Consider the following 16,124-nt stretch of genomic DNA (forward strand, 5'->3'; position numbering starts at 1 on the left):
TAATCAATCGAGCGCTGTATGGACTCGACGAATCTCATATGACTCACTCCTTGTATCTATAATAATCCTCCCAGGTAGTGAAATCCTGTTCATTTCTGCTTGAGTGAAGCAGGTTATGAACTGTTTTTCTTTTATTATATCACCGTCTTGATTTTGCATCCTTTGTTTAAAAATAGTATATAAAAAGACAAGCAAGGCCTGCTTGTCTTTTTCTAATTATTTTCTACGGATTCCAATTGTCCGACCAGCCTGCTTGATATACTCCTCATTATCCTGCCCTTGATAAATCTCACGAATGGTCTCAGCCACAGGTTCAGGAAAAGGAGATCCTCGCCCTTTCGTTTGATCAATGCCCATCAGCATTTCCTCAAAGGTGGCCACAAGTTCGTCCGCCTCATTTTTCATTGTAAAAAACATGTGCATGCGCTTGGAGTCATAGTCCAGTACTTTTGCCGTTATGTTAAATGTTGCCTTTTCCTTCACTTCCTGAAGATAGCACGTATGAGTTTCCAGTGTGAAAATAGTGTAGTTCCACTGATCACGTGCAGCTTCATCAAGCCCAATGTGTTCAATAAAAGCGTCCGTCGCCAGGCTGAAAGCGCGGCTATACTCCGCATCATTCATATGCCCATTGTAATCGACCCATTCCGCCGGGACGGAGTTACTGTAGAGAAAGGATGGTTTCATGTTTGAATGCTCCTTTATGAGTGAGTACTCTGGTTCTTTCGGCCAATAATCCTGAACAAGATCATAAAGACGAACGAGAAATTCATTTCGGTTCTGATCCTCTGATGTAAAACTAGAAACCCAGAGCCTCTGACCGGCATAAATTCCGAAAAAATCATCATAATAGGAAAGGACCTAACCTGCACGAACTAATGTGCCTTTTGGTCCCATCTTTATGCTGGGTAAGAGCCTTGCGCTCTACCTTTCTTAAATGCAACGGCGTAATATGTAGAGGAACGTCCGGAATGAGGTAAAGTATGCGAAAGGAAGGGCTTGTTATGTTAGGTCGATTATTTATTTTATCAGGTTTAATCTTCATTTCCCTATCGAATTTTGCCCCAGTTGCGTCCAGTGCCGATTATTACCCTTTACAAACCGAATTTCCAAACCATATGCTCTACCAGGGCCAGATCAAGGATAAAATGATAGCTCTAACGTTTGACGATGGTCCAGATCAAAAGTACACGCCTGAAATATTGGATATATTAAACAAACACCAGATAAAAGCGACGTTCTTTTTAATGGGATCACGTGTAGCTAAATACCCTGAGGTAACCAGACGTATGGTGGATGATGGACATGCGATTGGAAATCATACGTATTGGCACCCGAATCTGGCTGAAGCGGACATTCACCAAATGGAATGGGAAATTAATCATACCAATAATCAAATCTATCAAGCTACGGGGCAAACTACCCCATGGTTTAGAGCCCCCTACGGTGCTTTAAACGAACAGCAGGTATTGAGCCTCGGATTTTTGGGTTATAAGGGGATAGGCTGGTCTATTGATACGGAAGACTGGAAAGGGCCGGGGGACAAAGCAATCACCCAGCAAGTTATCCATGATGTCCATCCCGGCGCGATTATTTTGATGCATAATGCGGGTCACTGGACGCAGGATTTAAGTGGTACGGTAGAAGCTCTGGATGAGCTGATCCCCCTGCTGAAAAGAAATGGGTACCAATTCGTTACGATTCCGCAAATGTGGCAGCTCCATCATCACGGTCAAGATTCTTGTCAGCATGCAAAAGAAAAATCTTTAAAATAGGAAAGCTGTTGTAAGTTCTTTATCCCATGTAGATATCTTTAAATTCCTTAATGGTTGTCGTTTCTTTATCCAGTGTCTCTTTCATTTTCTTACCACACTTCTCACTGCACAGAGCAAACATCGCGTCGGATCCATCTTTTTTAGCTTCAGAGTCTGCGGTCGTTACAATCACAGGAACACTCGTATTCCGAGTCTCTAACCATAATTGAGTGATGGACCCTTCCTGATCTGAATAATCTACACCTTCAGCAAATTTTACACTTAAACCAAATACAGGATCATTTTCTTTAATTCTTTTCATGCACCAGGAACATTTCAACATAAGATCACGTCCTTACCTATAATAGATTTTTGATCAAGGAGAAAACGTAGTCGTATACGCCATAATTTTTCAGATACCTTCTCCTATCATTATAAACGAACCATCGAGGTACACAGCCAATCATTGCTACTATTAACAAGACCACGTTGAAAAAACCTTGATCAGTTGAATGATCAAGGCAGAACTTATACTATTGAACTATTCCCCATTAATAAGTGCCTGCTAAAATACTCTCAATATCATTCAAGCTTGACATCAACGTTATTACGGGGAAGATCATAACCATTAATACAGCGAACAGGACGATTGTCTTATGTTTTCCCCGGTTAAACTCCTTGATGATCAAAAGGGGGATGGCAAAGATTGATGCAAAGAATAAGAGGTAATCCTGTTTCAGCTGACTCACCCGATCTACCAGCATATCGATGTGCCACTCCTTATCCGCAGATGGATGAAAGTTGATCTGCTCTTCCTTTAATCCCAACAAATTATGAGATTGAACAAGAACGGCTTCTTCTTTTTTCTCAATGATTTCATATCCGAGTGGTGAATAGCTGATCTGATAGGCCATGATGTAGGATAAAACAAAAGCTATTATTAAAAATAAAACATTGAGGAGAAAACCTCTAATTTTACTTAGTGTTTCTTCACTCATGGTCCGTCCCCACGCTCACCGACATGTTTTCATTAAATTCGAAGCCTGAAACTTTAATGATAATTGACCACTCCAAACAATTAATATTTCGTAACGTACTTCAGCAGACCTCTAGCGTCCCTCCAGCCATACACCACTTCATCCAGCGTTTTACCAGACACTTCAATCTCCGTAGTATCTATTTGCTCCGCTCCTAATTTTTCATAAAAGAACCGTGAATCGTTATCTGCCAACACGAGGACAAGCATAGAATAAATATTCATCTTGTTTAATTCGTGAATAATGGGCTCTATCAACCGCTTCCCTAAACCGTTTCTCTGGTGCTTTTTTAATAAATACAAAGCATATAGTTCCCCTTCATATTCCGGATAGGTTCTCGATCTTGCCAGCCCATCGTTTGAGAAACCTATAATATCCCCTTCACAATTTTCAGCTACATAAACCATCTGTTTTGTGATCATTTCTTTCCATTTCTGCGCTCTATTTTCATAGGTCATGCTTGTTAAATATTCCTCAGGAACGATACGTTCGTAAGTGGAACGCCAGCTATCAACTTGAACTTTCGCCACTCCCTCTGCATCCGTTACAGCTGCTCTTCTTATCTTCATTCTTCCCATCCCTATTTTTAGACGTTTGAGCTAGGTGTTTATGTAACAATTATTTCAAAATTATGTAATAGACTCAATGATATACTCTATAAGCGTAAATCCGTGGTCTGGTTCCTATTCACCATTCCTTACTGTTCATCCGGAAAAGTTGGCCTTAATGGAGTGAGAGTAAGAAGGACCTGCCATTCTTACTTCTTATACAGCAGCTTTAACCTTTCACACACCACTGGAATTTTATAATGAAACTCTTGATTTATTTCTTTAAGTTCTTTTCGGAAAAAGACTCATGAACTTCGCGCCAATACCTTAATGTACGGTCCCCTTCCCCTTCCATAAACGCATGCTCTTCCGTAACTTCATCAAACGGAACAACTTTTACAGAAGTGGTTTCCATAATCGCCACGGCTTCTCCATTGCCATCAAGAATAATATTGTGAAGACCACTGTTCGGTAAGGCTTCATTTTCCCATTCGTAGATGGTGTAGTTCGATGAGGTAGCGGTCTTTCTTCCCTCCAGCACCAGGTCTGCCAGTTGATCAGCCATTTCTTTTGAATCGCCAAAAGCCCAGGCTTCATAATGGTCTGGTGCATCTGGATTTGTTTTACGATAATCTTCCCAAAGTTGTATGATAGAATCTTTAGCCAACGCAATAGTCCTCCTTCTTATTTATATTAGTTCCCCTTATAAACGGATGCTCTTTATTTTTTTAGTGATTAATTGGACAAGAAAATCGTATCCTTCTTCGCCAAAATGAAGGCCATCATTTTTTATGCCTCGCAATTTAATCGGATAATCCTCCAAAGAAATCATCTGATGAAAGAAATCTATGAAATGACACCCTGTGTCTTCCGCTACTACTCTAGCTGCAGAAGCGTATTGCTCTAAGTCCTCATTTGTTCTTGCCTTTTGAACCTTTTCATCTACAGGTGCCGGCGAGATTAGAATGGTTTTCTCAGGACTGATTCGCGCCACCATTTCATGGAGATTCTTTTGGTATAGATCAAGAGGGATGTTTTTATGAAAAGCAGCGTCATTCGCACCAAAAAAGACGGTTACTCCGTCTGGTTTATGGCTCATCACATCCCGTTCCATTCTCTCCAGCCCGTCTACTGTATTATCACCTGATACACCTGCATTGATAAATTCATACTGATTCAACTGCTTAGCGAGTTTCGTTGTAAGCATAGGTTCTTCAAAACCTTCTTTCCTCGCTGTCAGACTATCTCCAAAACACACGAATGTTTTCATAGAATTCTCCTTTCTCTCGGGATTATAGACGGACTGGGTGAGTTATTCCTCAGATCTTATTTACACGGTTTGCATGAACATTCTGCTTCTTTCACGATAGTTCCTGAATAACGATCATGCGGCATAAGTGTGCCTGCTTCTAATTGAAATCCTTTCCTGTCTTTTAAATAATCGAAACTGCTTATTAAGTCACGATAAGCCATACGCTTCAGGATTTGCTTAGATGTCGGCCTGCCCCCTGTTTCCTTCTCCAGGCTTAATCCCAAAGCTTGGTACCCCGCGGTCGAGCCGCTAGTTTTTAGCTGGGCGTACTCAAGAGACCACATAACCAGGGTGGGTGTAATTAAAGCGTGAAACGCTTCACTTTTCAATTTCTTCCGAAGCAATTTTTCCACACCGAAGGTTACAGCTGTAGAAATAGCAAGGTCTATAGCGAACGCAGCGCCTCTCTTTTTTGTCACTGATTCCATATCTTGTTCCTCCTCGAATAATAGTAGATACCATGTACTAACGATTTCACGCATTGAAAAGTTTCATAATAATTTTCTCCCCCAAAATATGCCACCTCAGGTCATCCATTTTATGGATGACCTGAGGTGGCATATTTTGGGTTTCATCTGTTTTGTTCTTCGGCGATAGATGAAGATGTCTATAAATGGAGGGATTTGTATGTATTTAGCAGGTACTATCATGATGTCTATTGCTCTCACAGCCGGCCTGTTATCGGTTTTTTCTACCCTGCCTGGAAGGCAGAAAGGACAGCCTATGTCAGAAAATCAGATTCTTGGAATTCGAGCTTTGGAAATAGGGGTTCCACTTGCCGCTTTGTCATTCTCCAGTTAGTAATGAGAATATAACATTAGTTTGGCCTCGATTTAGAGGTTATGGAGTGCCCTCCTGAATCCCTGCTCTTTTTTGTTTCAAGCGTCCAACTTGTTCTTTATTACCAGCATTCAGGTGAACAACCTCTTTTTTTAGCGATACAGGCAATCCACCTTCAACTCGTCTGTAAACGTCACTATAGCGGTGTAGAGATCCTCTTTCTCTCACACTTTAACGATATACATATCGGCAATATCCGCTTCGCTATTGTATCTATGTTGGGATGAGTGCACCTGGATGTCCCCCCTAAGTCCGGCTTTTTCCTGACTGGCTAAGCCCCCGCGTACTTCAATAAACGTCCGTACGAAACCAGCGTACCCATCAGAATTAGATACTGTTTTCGAATGATCACCCTCTCTATTTCATACGTTTCACTCCTTAATATACTGCTGGAACCACTGGTCCGTATTATCGGTGTACTCCTTCACATAGCTGTTCAGAAGATGCTGTCCGTCCTCATATTCCACATATTCAAAATCGGCATTTTCTCGCGAGAGCTTGCTGGTTAATTCTCTTGCCTGTCCGACGGGCACTCTCCAATCATCTTCTCCATGCATGATCAGAAGAGGAACAACAAGCTGATCCGGCCAGTACACAGCGGAACGTTTTTCAAAGGCATCCCTATTTTCCTCTGGATCCCCAACTAGTTCGTCTAACATTCCCCGCACGACAACTCTTTCCTTATAAAAGTTAAATAGATCCGTAATCCCTCCTACGACGGCAGCCGCTTTAATATCTACTCCTTCTTTTATCGCGAGATAGGTCATCATTCCTCCTCTGGATGCTCCTAGCATAACCTTATTCTCTACATCAACATTTGGGAGTTCTTCAGCTGCCTGAACGAGATTCAGGACATCATTCACATCCGCTCCTCCAAACTCTTCCTTACCTTCCCCGCCATCATTTCCACGATATTGGGAAGCTAGCACTACGTACCCTTTCTTCGCCCATAAAGATAAGTATGTAGAAAGCATCTTCTCATCAATCTTTCCATATTCCTGATTCCCGCCCCGGTTGAAGATCAATAGAGGAAGATCTTTTTCTATCTCTTTGGGTCTGACCATATACCCTTTAACTTCAAGTCCATCACTTCTATAGGTAATTTTGTAGGTTTCTGTCGTTTTAGAATGCTTTGTTTCTGGCACCTCGATTTTTTCGTTACTTAGAATGATATCTTGGCTGTCTGCTTCGCACCCTACAAGCAGTAAGATAATTACGATAAACAGCAGCTTCTTCATTTTACTCCCCCTCTTTTAACTGAATCCTTCTAAAATAGATACGAAACCATGCAAAAAACGTTCCAACTAATAAGGACTTTCAGGAATAAGGCCCATTGCATCAGAAAAGACGATTATGAAATTAAATAATCGCCTTCTTAGTTGAAAGTAAACCTCCGGATTTCCGGAAATCTTTTTTATAGTTGTGACTTATCTACCCTCAGCATAAAACCCCCGAACCTATATTAACGAATAAGCTCATAAGTATCGGGTGATAGGTTTTCCAAATTATGATCTTTCACTTTAGAAAAGTGAATCCAATACTTTACTTCTACGGAATAATCCTCAGTCAGGTCTTTCGTCAGCTGAATCATTTTGGCGTTTTCCCCCATCACTTTTACACCTTTCACCTCTTGATCATCTGTTTCCACTAACGTTAAGACAGGAGAGTCTGGATCATCATTAATCATATATGGAGCACTACCCATGAACTCTCCACCCGTTTCCCATTCAAGTGAATCAGGTGTGTATTTGAGAACGGCAAAGTTTACCCCCTTCGCTGCCGTGTGCGTAAACACATAAATATAGTCGCCTTTGATTTCATAATCCACGATTTTATCTGCTTGCACGAAATCATTCTCTTCCATAATATCAGCAATTTGTTGTTCCAATGGTGCATCATTTGAATTCGCAGCCATATCATCAGCATTTTCTTCCGTTTCCTCATTTTTATCCGCTTCATTATGATCATTTGAAGCAGCCACGGGATTTTCTTCACTTAATTTACTATCCTTCGTATTCGACGCACGATCTTCATCATTGGAACAACCTAGAACAAATAGAAAGGCAATAGCTAGTAACCCAAACTTTTTCAAAACAGGAACCCCCTATTATTTTTTTTATCATTCGTATACGGAAAAAACAGGTAAAAAGTTTCATCTTTTTAACACTTATTTCAAATAGACCTTCAACGAACTGTGGTGGGATACACTTATATTAGAAAACAGGCTGCCTGAAAACTGTTGAAGAATCTTTATTTTCTAAAGCTAATATTTCCCCCTGTTCACCCCGTAGAAAAAATAGATTTCCGTCCCTAATCAGAGGTCGAGCACATTCAAAGCACTGTAAACGTTTATACAATTTCTTCACGGGAATAGTATTTTACAATAATAAAAAGGAGGATTTTTACAATGGCTGAAAAAGATCCGAAACATGCAGCAGCACAGATGAGTGAAGATAAAAAAGATGACATTATGAAGAGCTTCGAATCGTTCAAGGATTATTTAGGAGATCAGGTTAACAAAGGTGAAAAACTGGGCCTTGGTTCAGAAGGTCTTTCTAAAGGAGCTAAACGTGTCGCGGATTACCTTGCCAAGCACGAAGAACCCCGCAACCGCGAAGAGAAAGTCCTCAATGAACTATGGGGCGTAGCCAACAAAGAAGAGCGTGAACACATGGCTCACGTACTTGTTAAGCTTGCTGATCAAACCAACTAATAGAGTAAGAAAAAAGCCGGCTTCCTGAATACAGGACGCCGGCTTTTTCGTGGGTAAAAAGAAGGGCACATTACCGCTACAAAATTCATTCTTTCTCCTTTATTTTATTGGTCATAAAAAAAATTGTAGTATAACGTTTAGATGATCGATTCTTATGGAATACACATGAGACATCAATTATAATTAACAACATTTGTAAATAGGAGGGTGTACATGAGATATGGTGGAATGATTTTAGTTTTGATAGCCGCAATCCTTTGGGGTATAACCGGGGGAATCGCTGATATATTAATGAATAAAGGGTGGAGCCCTTCCGTTATTTCGTTTTATCGTGGAGCCGTAGGGCTTGTATGTGTGTTGATCTGGTTTCTTCTTCGCCCTAAACAGAATTTCCCAACTTCTTCCACAGTGTATATATGGTCGCTTGTTGCGGGTCTTGGTGTAGCAGGTAATTTCACTTTATATTTCCTGAGTATCGAAGCGTCCAGTATCGCTATTGCAGCTACATTAATGTACACCGCACCAGTATTTGTACTTTTAGTTTCGTTTCTTCTGAGAATAGAACGTTCGAGCTGGTTAAAATGGGGATGCATTACTGGCGTACTTGTCGGGATTATCTTGCTTACAGGCGCCTATAACACAGGGTCTACTTCTGTTACCCTGCTAGGTGCTGGTGCAGGACTCGGGGCCGGTATATCGTACGCCGTGTTTATTTTCGGTTTTAAAAATGCTTCCAACTTCGGTAAGCCGCAGACGGTATTGACGATCGCATTCTTAGCATTTAGTGCTCTGCTCATCCTATTCATAGACCGTCAAGAAGCCCTCTCTGTTCTCACTTCCGGAGACATAGGATGGTTTATCCTGCTCGGTCTAGTCGGGGCAGGTGTATCCTTTGTTCTTTATGTGGTCGGCGTCAGGTGGACAGCTCCTTCAACGGCTTCGATGATCGCCATGGTCGAACCGGTGACAGCTTCCCTGTTCGGTGTAATGGTTCTTGGGGACAGCCTGACGTTTGTCCAGCTGATTGGAATGGTTCTTATTCTGGCTACCATTACATTCCTAAGTGTGAAAAAGACTGACTAAAGACGTTCAGCCATACAAAAGTACAGGCCCGGCATAATGCTGGACCTGTACTGATAATTGATAATACAGAGAATAATTAAAAAGAAGGGATTCTATTGTTTTGCGGCTTACTTAACACCTTGTAAACCTCAGCCGCATTATACTGGCTTACTTCCGGGGCCTTCTCATGGTTATGCGACAGGGTGAAGGTTTCTTCATTATTATTCCAGGCTACGACCACCTCAAATTCATCATCTTCTACAGCATATTCTCTTGAGGTATGGCTATTTTGTTTCCAGGTATTGTATTCCTGAAGCCGAATACTGCTCCCTCTTTCAGGAGTTACACCTTCAATGGAAACTTGAACGGAGGTGGAGGTTCCTCGTGTCTGCTTATTGTCTTTTTCTCCAGCGTTTCCTTTATAAGTCAGGTCAGATACTTGAGTTATTTTAAACATGTGATCGCCGCCATTCTGTACCTGTTTTACCACCAATGTAGCACCCCAACTCTCACTCTCTCCATAAAACACCATTGGGGACTTCACCTCTTCTACTTCATTATGGGAACACGCTGATAGCACAAATAGTGAAAAAGAAGTCATGAGGATGAATAAAAACTTATTTTTCATGTTTCCCCTCCTACATTTATTTTCCATAAAAGCTTTTAATTGTGTGAGGCTCCTTCACGTGAAAAGACGATAAACCTTTTCACATGGAGGAGCTTTTTTAAAATCTTCTTTGCTATACTTTGTTATTTTTCATTGAAATAAAGAGAGGTCTCACCAGATTTCAATCCGATAAGATCCTTCCATAACGGATAAAGCCTTTAATACAAAATCACCATGTGTCGTTTTCCTATTTCATTCCTCACGTCTCTTTTAGTAAGATTGCCGTTCTGGAAGCAAAAAGATCACAGACAAAAAGGCTTCCCGCCGTTTTGTTTGACAAGAAGCCTTAATATACCAGTCTATTGTTGGTGGCAGTATGACAAACATTCGAAAGGCTTGTCAAATGCTGATTAAGAGAATACTATTTTTCGCTACGATCTGCAAATTCAAAGTGAATTCTACCTCCGTTTGACCTAATTCTTAAAACCCTGCTAAAACCCATATAATACCTTTTTTCACACAAAATTTTTTCAAATTTCTACAAAGTTTTCACTTTTCAGAAAAATTTGTTAATATATGTGGTAACTATAAAGGAGGGAATACAAATGGAAGTTATTTCGGCTGATGAAATTACGAAGAAATTCTCTATGAAAGAAACCATGAACAGCATTGAAACCTTTTACTTAGAAAAAGAAGAAGACTACATTTCACCAGACCGTATGCACATTGAGGATGGAGATAATACTGCATTACTCATGCCGGCTTTTTACGGAGATTATTATGCGACGAAATTGGTTGGCGTCGCCCCTAATAATTCACGTCTTGGAAAGGATACGATCCACGGGTTGATGGTTCTGTATGACCGAAACACAATGGTGCCTTTATTTATGTGTGACGCTATGGCCATTACCTCTTTGCGGACAGGTGCCCTGGGTGGTCTCGGAATGAAGTATTTGGCCAGGGAAGATGCGGAAATCTTAGGAATCATAGGGACAGGAACACAAGGCTGGAGTCATTTGCAGTCAGCCCTTGCAGCCAGGGATATTAAGTATGTACATATTTTTAATCGAACCGAAGAGAAAGCGTACCAGTTTAAGTCAAAGGCAGAAAAAGAGTTTCCGGACGTAAGTTTTACGGTTTCTTCGATAAAAGAGTTAGTCAAACACTCTGATATTGTGGTAACGACTACGACCTCCACCAACCCTGTACTCCCTGAACTAAAAGCGTCCGATTGGAAAGGTAAACTGGTCGTAGGTGTGGGTTCCTTCCGACCTTCGATGCAGGAGATTTCTGATCAAGTATTGAGTGAGGCCGATGAAGTATATGTAGATAAGGAATCGGCTCTCCGTGAGTCAGGAGATATGATTCGTGCAGAAGAGTTACGAACCGATACAGCAGCCTGGGATCTTGAGAAAATCATAACAAACAACCACCACCCAGAAGATTTGGAGAATAAAACGATCGTCTATAAATCTGTCGGGGCTGCGATTTTCGACCTGGTGGTTGTCCAATCTATTTATGAACAACTTTATAAATAAGAATGGAGGGATATAATGAGAAAAATGACCCGTAAAAAATGGAAAGATCCTGGAATTATTATGGTTATCCTTCTATCCGTGATCGCGTTGATCGTCTGGATTTGGTGGCCGACCGATACGTATTTGGCTGGTATATCTTTAGCAGGATGGGCGATGTTTGTTTGCTTCTTTATATGGTTAGCATTAACTGTCACTTACGTAATATGGATGGAAAAATTAGAAAAAAAAGATGTTGAATAAAGGAGTGAGCATTCATGCAGATAATGGAAGCAATAATACTAGCGATCTATTTAATTATCATGACAGGTATAGGAATCTGGTTTGCTAAGCAGGCTCATTCCTCTGAAGGTGATTACTGGACGGCTGGCGGTAAGATCAATAGCTTTGTAGGTTCTTTTGCTTTTTTCGCAGCCGTGGCAAGCTCGAGTTCCTTGATGGGAGCGGTAGGTTCCGGGGTAGCACTCGGTGTTCCGTTTTTACTCGCCTACGGGTTTGGTGCCGTAGCTATCCCATCTTTTGCGATGTTCTTAATTTCCGGACAAATTAGAAGGACCGGGGTAAAAACACTGCCTGAGTTTTTCAAACATCGGTACGGTAAGTCTGTACAAATTGTGGCAGCGATATTAGTGGTTCTTAGTATGACGTTCTATATGATTCCGCAGCTGACAGCTTCCGGGCTCATCGGTTCGTATGTGCTGGGTATTGATTATGTTACAGCTGTCATCATTCTGGGATTGGGCTTTACCTTATACGCGGCTCTTGGCGGCATGTGGGCGATTACATACACGGATCTAATCCAGGGAGCCGTAATGGTTATTGGAATGTTCGTATTAGCTATTATTATATTAATGGACCATGGCGGAGTTGGATCGCTCATTCAAGATGCATTAGCTGTCGATCCTCAGTTCGGTTCGATTACACAGCCCTGGATGTCCTATTTTGGGTTGTTCATTGCATTTCTGTGGTTTGGTGTCGTTTCCCCTTCCGCTGTTATGAGGAACTTTGCAGCTCGTGATGCTAAGACAGCCCGCCGATCTGCGTTAGGTGCATGCTTTCTCTATGTGACCGTCTTTATTTTCGGCTTTGTCATTGCTTCTGCCGGAGCAAGTTTAGGGATCGCAGACACTTTAAACAATCAGGACATGATTTTTATCTCTGTAATTGAACATTACATGCCTGCTTTATTAGCCGGGATTATGTTAGCAGGGTTACTTGCAGCCATCATGTCTTCTGCCGATGCCATGCTCTTAGCGGTAGCTGCAGGAATTGCTCACGATATTTACAAGGAACATATTAATAAAGATGCTTCAGAAAAAACCGTCACACGGCTCGGTCTTGCCGTGATGATACTCGCTAGTATTGTAGGGATTATTTTTGCAATTGATCCGCCTCAGTTAATTGCCGTTATGGTAGGATGGGTTAGCGGCGCGATGTTATCCGCATTCGGCTTCCCGCTTGTTTTAGGATTGTGGTGGAAACGAGCGAATACACCAGGAGCATTGGCAGGCATGGTCGGCGGAACCGTCACTTTTATCATTATGGCCCTGCTCCCTTTCGCCTTAGTTTCCGAACACCTCGTATCTGCACCCGTTTCCGCTATTTTAACCGTGGTAGTCAGTTTAATGACGGCTCCTCCTTCTGAAGCTAAGCAACAAGAGGTAGACCGTTATCACATGAATTTAGACGCATAAGTAGGTGACGATATGAAGGTCAGCATTATAGGAGAAGATCATTTACCTGAAGAAGATCTGCCGAAGCACATGTACAGAAGTTTGAAACCTTCCTTGAAATGGAACCGGCAGTTGAATGAAGAGAGCCTGAATCGAGGGATTGTAAAAAAAGAAAAGATATATCATCCCATGTGGATGGTCAAGCTGCTGGTCATCGCAGACAGAAAACCTTTCCCTCCTAAGAAGAAACCGAATATGGCTTTTGTAGATGCTCTCTCCGGTTATCGTGGATTATTTACAAGTGTGCCGCCTATCACATCAAAAGAAGTATCTCAGACAAATGTACAAAGGGCAGATATAACCAAACAGGAATTGCTGGACAAGTACGTGATCGATGTCCAGGATAAACAAATTAATAGAAGCTATATATTAAAAAAGCCAAGGTATGAAATTAAAGAAGTAGAGCTTGTGTACTTGCCTTTATGGACAGTTGAAGTAGATACAGACTTCTTATCCAAAACCTTTGTTATCAACGGAAATACCGGAGAGCCAGAAGATTTATTATACAAATTGAGAGAGACCGGCGAGTGGAAATTATAAAGCAAAGCCTAAGCATTCGATGCTTAGGCTTTGCTTATTTCAAATTCTCCTAAAAATCCAAAATACCCCACCTCAGGTCATCCATAATATGGATGACCTGAGGTGGGGTATTTTGGGGGAAATGAGGTTCCTAAAGACTAAAATAACCTCATTTTTCTTTAATACTTTAAAGCGTGTTTACACCAGGGCGGTGTTGTATTACAATTTGTATTGAACAAACTTTCTCACGTTTCTAACCAATTTTGTGAGAACATGTAGTAAAAAGACCAAGCCGCTCAAGGACTCCACCTGTAACAGGGGAGTCCTTGATCCTTGTATGGAACATTACCACTTACCTCCGTATTGGTATTTTACTGGATTGGGCTAAGGATTCATCCGAATTCCCCTCACCGCTCAAATATGTACAGAGCTTAGTCAGTTGATGAAAGATACCTAATAATACACCTAAAATAGCTCCCAGCAATAATGTGTTTCCAAATCCTTCAGGAACAATTCCGAGAAAAAAACGCAGCGCCTATGCTAATGAGCATCTATATCACAACCACCAGACATCCCTCCTCCTTATGAATACAAAATCAATTAACTAACCCGGACTTCAAATTATAGCTTCAATCGTAAATCGCAGAGTGAAAATTCTTTAACCTTTCAAAACTTTTCCTTTCTGGCTTTTCGAATATCAAAGAAGCCCATCATCCCACAGATAACTGTCCCTAAAAGCAAAACAAACGTAAGAATCCAATTGTCTCCCCAGCTGGAGATCCCGCTGAATAGACAGGCGACCGCTACAGCTATGGCTCCATATTTCGCTCGCCATTTATCTAACAGTGAAGCATTCCCGCTTCCCATATGCACTCGTCTCCTTCTATCCAAAAGCCCTGGACATCATTCAGCCCCTATTCATCAAACTCTTATTCATAGCTTTCGCATACTCTATAGATTTCTCATCCTTTAAGATATCTAAAGGTTTCACACCATTTCCTAAGATATAGTCAACGAAAGTAAAATTCATAAATTCACAAATATATTTAAATTGCTGAACGAGAGGCAGCCCCTTGATTCTCGGTTCATCTCCTCCAACGGCTATTAAATACACAGGTTTATTCGTCATGGACGCTTTAAAATTTGGGAATTTGTTGTCTCTTGCGGTCTGGGACCACCGGTCAACAAAGGTTTTCATCACACTGGACATCCCGTACCAGTAAATAGGTGTAGCAAAAATCAGAACATCAGCATCCATTACCTTCGAAACTATTTGATCATAATCATCTTCTACTTGATCAAACCCTTTTTCATCATGTCTTTGATCCACAATATGATTCATCTGGTAATCTTTTAAATATATTTTGTCGGCCGATAAATCTCCTATAACGGTTTCTGTTAATAATTCTGTATTTCCTCCATCACGCGTTCCTCCATAAAGTACGACAATATTCAATCCAGTCACCTCATCCAAAATTTAATTTAGTATAGTTATCGGTACAAATCCTGCACGATATAGTTTGATAATCTCATAAGAGAAGCAGGACTCATAACGTTTAACACTGACAAACCATCAGCATATTCCCATCCGGATCTTTGAAAACAAAAAAGTGATCATGCATGACCTCCGATACGAGCTCAACATTTTGTTCTTTCAATAATCGGTAAGAGGCATGAATATCATTCGAGCTGAATTGAATAGCCGGCACATTCAAGGTAGGCAACTCACCCTTTTCTCCTCGCCACATCGGCATCTCATCAAAAACCAGATCTGTTCCATTCATGTCCGCTACGAATAAATGACCGAATTGAATCTCTCCTCCTTCAATTCCTAACACCCCCTTGTACCACTCTTTCGCTTTTTCAACATCTTCGACCGGAATAAATACAGTATTCACATGATGGTTAATTGGGCGAATGGACATACGTTCCCCTCCTATTTTCATTAATAAAACCATGTAAGAAAAAATCACCCTGTCGAACACGCGAGCAGTTTATTGCCTTCTGGATCATAAAAATGACACCCATAGATTTGACCTCCAAAGTTCTCAATCTCTTCAACTTTTACATTCTTTTCTATTAACTCCTTTTGCGTTAACTCGACATCATCCGTCTCAAAAAGGAAAGGCGAATAAGGTAGAGGAGTGATCTTTTTCACTTGAGCCTGCAACAGAATGAACGAAGGGCCATTCATTTTAAATTGCACGTATCCTTCCCCTTCAGCTTCGACCTCGAAATCCAGTACATCCTTATACCATTCTTTGGTACTTTCAAAGTTCACCAGGTGAATAAAACAGCTGCTAACTTGATTTTTCATGAAATAAACTTCTCCTCTCTATTTCTATTCATGAACGTCATCGTTGGAGAATGATTTATGTATCCCTCTTGGTTGTTTACCTTCACGAGCGTGAGAAATATGGTTCTCTTTACCAGCTCCTGTCCCCACTCATTTAAATTCTTGTCA

The 16,124-nt window shown here is 41.1% G+C and carries 23 protein-coding genes; 8 read left to right on the forward strand and 15 right to left on the reverse strand.

From position 1 onward, the window contains the following. Positions 1-216: 216 nt before the first annotated feature. Positions 217-687, reverse strand: a complete 471-nt coding sequence (locus tag ACTWP7_RS15525) for a thioesterase family protein (RefSeq protein WP_443123968.1) — start codon at positions 685-687, stop codon at positions 217-219. Between the two features lie 317 nt (positions 688-1,004). Between ACTWP7_RS15525 and ACTWP7_RS15530 the strand changes: the two genes are divergently transcribed. Beyond that, complete coding sequence (locus ACTWP7_RS15530) at positions 1,005-1,775, forward strand: polysaccharide deacetylase family protein (RefSeq protein WP_443123969.1); 771 nt, start codon at positions 1,005-1,007, stop codon at positions 1,773-1,775. Positions 1,776-1,794: 19 nt separating this feature from the next. Here the strand turns inward: ACTWP7_RS15530 and ACTWP7_RS15535 are convergent, their stop codons facing one another. From ACTWP7_RS15535 to ACTWP7_RS15560, 6 genes are all read right to left on the reverse strand, one after another. After that, on the reverse strand, positions 1,795-2,076 hold the full coding sequence (locus tag ACTWP7_RS15535) for a hypothetical protein (RefSeq protein WP_443123970.1): 282 nt from the start codon (positions 2,074-2,076) through the stop codon (positions 1,795-1,797). Positions 2,077-2,305: 229 nt separating this feature from the next. Next, positions 2,306-2,752, reverse strand: coding sequence for a hypothetical protein (locus ACTWP7_RS15540; RefSeq protein WP_443123971.1), 447 nt, complete (start codon positions 2,750-2,752; stop codon positions 2,306-2,308). An 80-nt stretch (positions 2,753-2,832) separates the two neighbouring features. Next, positions 2,833-3,360 (reverse strand): GNAT family N-acetyltransferase, encoded by a 528-nt coding sequence (locus ACTWP7_RS15545; RefSeq protein ID WP_443123972.1) that lies wholly within the window; start codon positions 3,358-3,360, stop codon positions 2,833-2,835. Positions 3,361-3,613: 253 nt separating this feature from the next. After that, positions 3,614-4,006: an ASCH domain-containing protein gene (locus ACTWP7_RS15550; RefSeq protein ID WP_443123973.1), complete on the reverse strand. Its 393-nt coding sequence runs from the start codon at positions 4,004-4,006 to the stop codon at positions 3,614-3,616. 36 nt (positions 4,007-4,042) lie between these two features. Continuing rightward, the gene (locus tag ACTWP7_RS15555) at positions 4,043-4,609 is read right to left on the reverse strand and encodes an SGNH/GDSL hydrolase family protein (protein WP_443123974.1); all 567 of its coding nucleotides are present in this window, start codon (positions 4,607-4,609) and stop codon (positions 4,043-4,045) included. A 56-nt stretch (positions 4,610-4,665) separates the two neighbouring features. Further along, positions 4,666-5,079, reverse strand: coding sequence for an RDD family protein (locus ACTWP7_RS15560; protein WP_443123975.1), 414 nt, complete (start codon positions 5,077-5,079; stop codon positions 4,666-4,668). 199 nt (positions 5,080-5,278) lie between these two features. Between ACTWP7_RS15560 and ACTWP7_RS15565 the strand changes: the two genes are divergently transcribed. After that, on the forward strand, positions 5,279-5,452 hold the full coding sequence (locus ACTWP7_RS15565; protein WP_443123976.1) for a hypothetical protein: 174 nt from the start codon (positions 5,279-5,281) through the stop codon (positions 5,450-5,452). A gap of 39 nt (positions 5,453-5,491) precedes the next feature. On the opposite strand, the gene ACTWP7_RS15570 is transcribed toward ACTWP7_RS15565, so the two are convergent. From ACTWP7_RS15570 to ACTWP7_RS15580, 3 genes are all read right to left on the reverse strand, one after another. Continuing rightward, entirely contained in the window at positions 5,492-5,659 is a 168-nt protein-coding gene (locus ACTWP7_RS15570; RefSeq protein ID WP_443123977.1) for a hypothetical protein, read from the reverse strand. 203 nt (positions 5,660-5,862) lie between these two features. Next, positions 5,863-6,729 (reverse strand): alpha/beta hydrolase family protein, encoded by an 867-nt coding sequence (locus tag ACTWP7_RS15575; RefSeq protein WP_443123978.1) that lies wholly within the window; start codon positions 6,727-6,729, stop codon positions 5,863-5,865. Positions 6,730-6,953: 224 nt separating this feature from the next. Then, entirely contained in the window at positions 6,954-7,583 is a 630-nt protein-coding gene (locus tag ACTWP7_RS15580; RefSeq protein WP_443123979.1) for a hypothetical protein, read from the reverse strand. Between the two features lie 315 nt (positions 7,584-7,898). On the opposite strand from ACTWP7_RS15580, the gene ACTWP7_RS15585 reads away from it, so the two are divergent. Beyond that, positions 7,899-8,204, forward strand: coding sequence for a DUF3243 domain-containing protein (locus tag ACTWP7_RS15585; RefSeq protein ID WP_443123980.1), 306 nt, complete (start codon positions 7,899-7,901; stop codon positions 8,202-8,204). Positions 8,205-8,417: 213 nt separating this feature from the next. Then, entirely contained in the window at positions 8,418-9,287 is an 870-nt protein-coding gene (locus ACTWP7_RS15590) for a DMT family transporter (protein ID WP_443123981.1), read from the forward strand. 76 nt (positions 9,288-9,363) lie between these two features. On the opposite strand, the gene ACTWP7_RS15595 is transcribed toward ACTWP7_RS15590, so the two are convergent. Next, positions 9,364-9,894: a hypothetical protein gene (locus ACTWP7_RS15595; RefSeq protein ID WP_443123982.1), complete on the reverse strand. Its 531-nt coding sequence runs from the start codon at positions 9,892-9,894 to the stop codon at positions 9,364-9,366. 584 nt (positions 9,895-10,478) lie between these two features. On the opposite strand from ACTWP7_RS15595, the gene ACTWP7_RS15600 reads away from it, so the two are divergent. The 4 genes from ACTWP7_RS15600 to ACTWP7_RS15615 are packed head-to-tail and all read left to right on the forward strand — an operon-like array spanning position 10,479 to position 13,681. After that, positions 10,479-11,411: an ornithine cyclodeaminase family protein gene (locus tag ACTWP7_RS15600; protein WP_443123983.1), complete on the forward strand. Its 933-nt coding sequence runs from the start codon at positions 10,479-10,481 to the stop codon at positions 11,409-11,411. Positions 11,412-11,426: 15 nt separating this feature from the next. Continuing rightward, positions 11,427-11,651 (forward strand): hypothetical protein, encoded by a 225-nt coding sequence (locus ACTWP7_RS15605; RefSeq protein ID WP_443123984.1) that lies wholly within the window; start codon positions 11,427-11,429, stop codon positions 11,649-11,651. 14 nt (positions 11,652-11,665) lie between these two features. Next, a complete protein-coding gene (locus ACTWP7_RS15610) occupies positions 11,666-13,102 on the forward strand; it encodes a sodium:solute symporter family protein (protein ID WP_443123985.1) in 1,437 nt (478 codons plus the stop codon). A gap of 12 nt (positions 13,103-13,114) precedes the next feature. Further along, positions 13,115-13,681 carry a hypothetical protein gene (locus ACTWP7_RS15615; RefSeq protein WP_443123986.1) on the forward strand — a complete coding sequence of 189 codons (567 nt, stop codon included), beginning with the start codon at positions 13,115-13,117 and terminating at the stop codon, positions 13,679-13,681. Positions 13,682-14,326: 645 nt separating this feature from the next. On the opposite strand, the gene ACTWP7_RS15620 is transcribed toward ACTWP7_RS15615, so the two are convergent. The 4 genes from ACTWP7_RS15620 to ACTWP7_RS15635 all read right to left on the reverse strand — a co-directional run bounded on the left by ACTWP7_RS15620 (position 14,327) and on the right by ACTWP7_RS15635 (position 15,977). Next, complete coding sequence (locus ACTWP7_RS15620; protein ID WP_443123987.1) at positions 14,327-14,527, reverse strand: hypothetical protein; 201 nt, start codon at positions 14,525-14,527, stop codon at positions 14,327-14,329. 40 nt (positions 14,528-14,567) lie between these two features. Further along, entirely contained in the window at positions 14,568-15,116 is a 549-nt protein-coding gene (locus ACTWP7_RS15625) for a flavodoxin family protein (protein WP_014644526.1), read from the reverse strand. Between the two features lie 100 nt (positions 15,117-15,216). Next, a complete protein-coding gene (locus ACTWP7_RS15630; protein WP_443123988.1) occupies positions 15,217-15,585 on the reverse strand; it encodes a VOC family protein in 369 nt (122 codons plus the stop codon). Positions 15,586-15,629: 44 nt separating this feature from the next. Further along, positions 15,630-15,977: a VOC family protein gene (locus tag ACTWP7_RS15635; RefSeq protein ID WP_014644528.1), complete on the reverse strand. Its 348-nt coding sequence runs from the start codon at positions 15,975-15,977 to the stop codon at positions 15,630-15,632. Between the last annotated feature and the right edge of the window lie 147 nt (positions 15,978-16,124).

The sequence above is a fragment of the Halobacillus sp. B29 genome (assembly GCF_052246755.1).
Classification (GTDB): Bacteria; Bacillota; Bacilli; order Bacillales; family Halobacillaceae; genus Halobacillus; species Halobacillus halophilus.